Here is a 3065-nt window from a genome sequence, read left to right as displayed (position 1 = left end):
CAACATAAGCAGTCCTACTTATACTGCCGTTCGTTCGCCATCTTCCCCTTACCGCGACAAAACCGTTTTATTCGATGGTTATGTGAGCAGTCCTTGTCATTTCGGGTCGGCTCATCAAGATGGCCTTATCGCGACAGAACCCCAGCGAATTGCCGTATCGATTCGCGTAGAGCTTCGCCGCAGGCGTGAAAGTCAAAAGTACAGCCAGGAGTCCGGTGAGCAGACCTATATGGAGTGCAATCGTCCAGTGGCCAAGGCTCATGATATTGCCCCAACTCCCCGGCATGCAGGTCAGGCACGCACTGGTCGGCTGCCAGAAACGCTGGATAAACAGCCGGAAGCGGCGCTTCCACTCAGCTGACATGACGTATCTCCGATTCATGCCGTCGCAACCGGCGGCGCACCATAGGTATCGCCGGAGCGGCTTCCAGTCTTTTAATCAGTTTGCTGTCCTTGTCATGGATGCGTTAATTTTGCACACCGTCGAGGGCGGGTAATGACGTGGTCACGGTGAAATACTACACCGCGATTGGACACCCGCCGTTTCAACCGTGACCAAAGTTCGGCCCCCGCGTTTATCGGTGCGGCGCCATCAACGGTCAGTGATTCTCAGGCATCACCTGCAGCAGCGGCTCCGGCGTCAGCGCGATTTCTCCTGTAAAGGGCCGATCGTGGGAGAGGATGAGCAAAACGGTTGTGGCGAGTGCGGCCGAAAACAGACCGATTGCCACGGCAGATGTCAGCCGGTTGTCGCAATGAACGAACGCGATGGCGAACAGCAGGCACACCGCCAGAAACGCCAGGCATAACCATTTGACACTATTCACTTCGCTGCGACTGATCAGGATACGCTCGCGACGCACTTCGAGAGCATGCTGCAGGGACGCCGCGACCTCGCGCTGCGCCGTCTGCTGTCCGGGCGTAACGACTGGCAGGGATAGCGTGAACTTCAGAGCGTTGTTCAGCGTGGGAGGACTAACATTAAGTGTGACGGCTCCCTTCGCCACGAGCGGCCATTCAGTCGTCGCGGTGTACTGGATGTAGTCTCGGACCATGCTTCGCAGTTCGGTCTGGGCTTCAGTTGGCAAAACGGCAGACATGACAATAACCGATCGCAGCGCACTCGCTTCAGTGGCGACCGCGACATTGGCGCGCGCTGTATCGTTCCAGACCTGCGAGGCCGTGAAGGCGATAAATAAGCCGAAGATGATGCCGAGTGGAGAAAGCAGACCGGGCGAAATTGCCTTGAATGATCGCCCATATCGACCGGCAGCAAGCCATCCGGTGACGAAATGGATGGTCGCGCCCAAGAGAAATATTGCACCGAAAGTGACAAGTGCCATCAACCATAACGGCAGCTCATGTACCCATGTACTCATCATTGTGGTTGCGCAGTGCGCAGTCCGAACGAGATATTCCTGGTGGGGCGAGGAGTCCAAACCCCTCAACCAAACCACGAAGCTCCATCGGTAGTCTGTGCGCTCGACCACGTTGCGCCGTGATGGCCGAACAACATATCCCCTCGGCATTGGATGGCCCGTCTCCCGCAAGCGTCGTGCGAACGCGTGAGGTCCTGTGCGTCATGCCGCGTGGACTGGATCGACTGCTATTGTTAGGCGTTGGACAACCCTTAACACGCGCCGCCCGATGCGGCTGGCATAGGTCGGCCGCAGTGTTCCTCGACCGCCGTCGGCGACCGTGCGTCGAAGGCCGCGTCTCAAGAGCGAAGTGACGGCTTTATTTCGCGTCCTGCAAACTCATACCGAGTATGGCTCGCTACGCTATTGGGGTGCTCCGAAGTCCGGCGTTGACGACTTTATCGTCGCAACGTGACATCTTTAATGCGTTCTACGAGAACGCAAGATCATAAAAATCTCCGTTCCGGTCAATCCTTCGGACAGCGCAGCTAGGAGTTGCTCTGCGTGCCGCCCGAAACCGGCGTCGACAAGATATCTCGCCAGCGCTCTGGTCTTATCGTATAAGTGCGTCATCTATAGATTTGACGGATAGAAAACCGAATTCTAGCGCCGCTGTGAGGGGGCGATCTTGTCGGCTACGTTTTCACTGCCACGCGGACCCGACGTCGCGCCCAATTGTTAACGATTTAAGCCCTTGCGGCCATCGTCCGTTCCTGGCCGAACCCGGTCCGACGTTAAACTGGCGGAGTGGGCCGCCATCGATCGGTCCTCTGGCGTTAGCCGGGGCGATCGAGCTGTCCCATACTCATCCGGGGCCCCCTTGCTCGATGCGATGACTGACCGCCGTTAGTCGGCGTTGCCGTCAAGAATCGAATGGCGTAGAGGCAATTAAAGTGTCAATTTTTCAGAGTCCGAATTAAATCTGTCTTCGCATCGCGAGTCTAGGCTTCGGCTCCATGTGTTGATTCGGCAAAAGAAATGGCGGCACGGATGCGGTCACTTGTACGATCCTGTCAATGTACGCGCGGTGCGAATTGCGTCGAGGCAATTACGGTCGGAAAAACCGGGCCCCTAAGATACGCATAGTTATCGTAATAACGGGGTAATGGGCTAGACTTTCCGAGTACAAACGCCGGTCACACAACATCGTCCGAATACAGGTACGGTTGAGCCCGTTTTGGTCCGAGCGGCCGCAGCCTTTGCGCTGGAATTGGCGTGTGCGAATTGATGAAACAAATCCGTCGCGTGCCTACCCGCTACGACAAGTTGTCCGAACGACTCTCATCATTCGTCGCGGTCTCCGCCGCTTTCATCTGGCCCTGCTGATTGTCAACAGGCCCTTGTCGATCGAACATGCAATCGGCGCTGACGTTGTGCGCAACTATCAACGCCTTCGGAGCCTCCTCACTGCGACGATCCACTGACCGCCGGGCCATGGCGGGTGGCCCCGTTTTGCGCAGCCACGCGCGCTTCTGCAGCCTGGATCTCAGCCGGGTAGTCATACTTGTTCGCGGTCGCCGGGTTATAACCGGCCTTTATGAGTTGGATGAGTTCCGCACGCACTTGCGCACGCGTCACCGGTTGGTTCGACTGGGCGGAGGACGCGACGGGAACTGCGAAGACTGCCGAAACAATGATTGCTGAGAT

The 3065-nt window shown here is 57.1% G+C and carries 2 protein-coding genes and 1 pseudogene; all 3 read right to left on the bottom strand.

Translation table 11 applies throughout. The annotated features are described in order from the left end of the window. Positions 1-142: 142 nt before the first annotated feature. A pseudogene (locus WCA53_RS04800) lies at positions 143-364 on the bottom strand (hypothetical protein); the annotation flags it as partial. A gap of 235 nt (positions 365-599) precedes the next feature. Beyond that, the gene (locus WCA53_RS04795; protein ID WP_423906168.1) at positions 600-1343 is read right to left on the bottom strand and encodes a DUF4239 domain-containing protein; all 744 of its coding nucleotides are present in this window, start codon (positions 1341-1343) and stop codon (positions 600-602) included. A 1479-nt stretch (positions 1344-2822) separates the two neighbouring features. After that, positions 2823-3065, bottom strand: a 243-nt coding sequence (locus tag WCA53_RS04790) for a DUF4148 domain-containing protein (RefSeq protein WP_423906164.1), incomplete at its 5' end; no start/stop codon positions are given.

Origin of the sequence: Caballeronia sp., assembly GCF_049581465.1 — a bacterium.
Classification (GTDB): Bacteria; Pseudomonadota; Gammaproteobacteria; order Burkholderiales; family Burkholderiaceae; genus Caballeronia.
The sequence above is the reverse complement of the archived record's forward strand: the minus strand, read 5'-3'. Positions and strand labels throughout refer to the sequence as shown.